The sequence below is a fragment of the Clostridium sp. genome, from assembly GCF_051656525.1.
GTDB lineage: Bacteria > Bacillota > Clostridia > Clostridiales > Clostridiaceae > Clostridium.
This window is the reverse complement of sequence record NZ_JBOGCC010000123.1, coordinates 1-3,232: the sequence shown is the minus strand read 5'-3', so window position 1 is coordinate 3,232 and position 3,232 is coordinate 1. Positions and strand designations below refer to the sequence as shown.

Genomic DNA, 3,232 nt, shown 5'->3' with positions numbered 1-3,232 from the left:
GGACCAGCATTCCTTTCAACAGATGTATTTGGAAGAAAAGATGCCAGTGTTAATTTAGGAACTATGAGTTTATTATTTGCAATAGGATTTGCATTAGGTTCAGTAATATTTGGAGCTATTGCAGGAGCTCTTGGATTTAAAATGGCATGGATTATAATGATAGTATTCTTAATAATAGGATATGGATTATTATTAACATCAATAAAAGCTATGAAACATAAACAAAGAATAGAACTTAGTAAAGTTTCACAATAATAAATTATGTAATGACAAATCTTTTTAGATTTGTCATTATTTTTGTTTAAAAAATATAAGGAGAGTAAAAAATTTAATAAAAAGTTATATTTGAATTTATTAGATAGTCTATTATAATCATAGATATAAAGAATTTTTAGTTTGAAGTTTAGACTTGGATATATTATTAATAAGAGAGGCTTTGAAAATGAATAGAAGATATAAAAGAGAAGATATAAAAGAGTTAGAAAATATAAAATTAAAATATAATGCACTATTAGAAACGATTCCTTATATAACTTGGTTTATGGATAATGATGGGATTTATAGAGATGTGAACAAAGAATTTTCTAAGCATAGTGGAAAAGAAATATCGGATGTACGAGGAAAAGATCATAAATATGTATGGGAACGTAAAAAAGGAAATGAGTGTGAGGAAAATGATTTAAAGGTTTTACAAGATAGAAAACCGATGATGTTTGAAGAAATTGTTCGAGGAATAGAGGGATATAGGTGGTTTGATGTTTATAGATCACCTGTAATTAATGAAAAGAATGAAGCAATAGGAATAGTTGCAGTAGCTAGAGATATTACTGAAATTAAAAATAGAGAAGCACAATTTAAAATTCTTATAGAGAATATTCCATTTGATATTTGGCAATATGATATTGAAGGAAATATCGTTATAGCGAATACAAGATTTGCAAAGCGTTTTAATATGAAGTCAGATGAGATAATAGGAATACATATGAGTAAGATGTATTCTGAAAAATCTGTGAAAAAAGTAAAAGAAGAAAATAGTAATATAGTTAAAAGTAAAAAGCCTATGAGAGTAGTTAAAAGAATAAATGAATGTGGGAAAGATATGATTTTTGAATTGTATAAAACACCAATATTTAACATTGTAGGAGAAGTTGTCGGGATAGCAGCTATTAGTATAGATATTACAGAAGTAGTTAGAGCAAAAGAAAAAATTAAAAAACAAGCATATACAGATTATAATACAGGTTTATTAAATAGAAGAGCGCTATATGAACATATTAATTATAAGGCAAAATTTAAACCTAAGACGGTTATAATCCTAGATGTAGATAAATTTAAAGAGATAAATGATACATATGGACATCATGTTGGTGATGAGGTATTAGTTCAAATTGCAGAAAAGTTGAAGGAAATAAGTAATGAAGCAGATGTTTTTAGATTTGGTGGAGATGAGTTTCTAGTAGTATATGATAAAAAGTTAGATAAAAGGGAAATGGAATTTAAAGCAGAGGAGATATTAAGAGAATTATCTAAAATAGAAGTTGAAAAAGAGAAAATAGCAGTAAGTATCGGAGTTGCAGGTTGTGAATGTGCAAAAAATTGTTCATGTAAAAGAAATGAAGAAGATTGTAGAGTTATAATTAAAGCGGATGTAGCATTATACAATGCTAAAAAATATAAAAAAAATGGATATGTTATTTATACAGAAGAATTAGAAAGAGAAATGATGTATCTGAATAAGCTTGAGAAAAGTTTAAATCATATATTAGAAAGAAATGAGTTAGAGTTAGCATATCAACCTCAATATACATCGGATGGAAAAATAATAGGATTTGAGGCATTATTTAGATGGAATAATGAAGAATATAAAGGTATATCAGTTCAAAAAATAATAGAGATTATGGAAAAAAATAAATCTATAATTCAAGTAGGAACTGAGATAATGAAAAAAGCATGTATATTTGCAAAGAGAATAAATGAAGGTAGAACAGAGAAGGTAGTAGTATCATTTAATGTATCTGCAGTACAAATAACAGATAGTAGATTTATAAAAAAAGTGAAAGAGGTTTTAAGTGAAACTAATGTATCTACTGAATGCATAGGAATTGAAATAACTGAAAGTGTAGTAATAGAAGATATAGAAAAAAATATGAAGAAGCTAAATGAATTAAAAGAAATGGGAATAAAGATATCATTAGATGATTTTGGAACAGGGTACTCATCATTTAATTATTTAGTAAAATTACCATTATCAGTAGTGAAAATAGATAAAAGTTTTTCAATGGAAATGGATAATTATAAGGAATATAAAACGTTGCTTAAATTAATAGTTGATGCAAGTAATTCATTAAATTTGGATATAATAGCTGAGGGAGTAGAAACAAAAGAGCAATTAAAAGTTTTAAAAGAAATCGGGGTAAAATATATTCAAGGATATTTATTTTCAAAACCAGTAGAAGAAAAGAATGCTATAGACTTATTAAAAAGTGAGAATATAAACTAAGGTGTTGATTCTCACTTTTAAATTAAATAAAAATAAGATAAAATTAAAAGATTAATTATAAAATGCCAATAGCATAAAAAATTCCAAAATATATAAAAATATAAAGAAAATAGAAAAATTATTAATAAGATATTTACAAATAAAGGATGATAGTTATAATATTACTTGTAAGGTGGTAAGTAAGATGAATAAAAAAAGAAATTTATTCTTAGTATGGTCAATAATTTTAATGGTATTGTTAATAATTTCAATTATTTTAGGAATTGCATTTGGAAGTACAAAAATAGAACCAAGTGTTGTTTGGAATGTATTAATTGGGAAATTATCAGGTACTGATTTAGGAGAGGTATCTAAGGCAACTGAATCAATAATATGGCAAATAAGATTGCCAAGAACTATTTTAGCTGGAATTACTGGAGCAAGCTTAGCTTTATGTGGAATTTTAATGCAGTGTATTACAAAAAACTCTATTGCAGATCCATATATACTTGGAATATCTTCAGGTGCATCAACTGGTGCAGTTAGTGTAATTGTATTTGGAGGAAGTTTTCTTGGAAGTATAGGCATTGCGGGAGGAGCTTTTATTGGAGCAATTACTTGTGGAGTCTTAGTATTTATTATTGGGACAAGTTGTGGAAAAGTTAGTTCTACAACAAGACTTATATTATCAGGAATGGCTTTATCTACTATATTTTCAGCTTTGACTAATCTTTTAATTTATTCAGCTGAAAA

Annotated in this window: 2 protein-coding genes and 1 pseudogene; all 3 read left to right on the top strand. The window is 26.5% G+C overall.

The window, feature by feature from the left end; genetic code table 11:
- Window positions 1–255: pseudogene (locus ACRDDY_RS05595) on the top strand (conjugated bile salt MFS transporter); the annotation flags it as partial.
- A 187-nt stretch (window positions 256–442) separates the two neighbouring features.
- Window positions 443–2,500 (top strand): sensor domain-containing protein, encoded by a 2,058-nt coding sequence (locus ACRDDY_RS05590; RefSeq protein ID WP_438563989.1) that lies wholly within the window; start codon window positions 443–445, stop codon window positions 2,498–2,500.
- Between the two features lie 184 nt (window positions 2,501–2,684).
- On the top strand, window positions 2,685–3,232 hold a 548-nt coding region (locus tag ACRDDY_RS05585), incomplete at its 3' end, for a FecCD family ABC transporter permease (protein ID WP_438563988.1).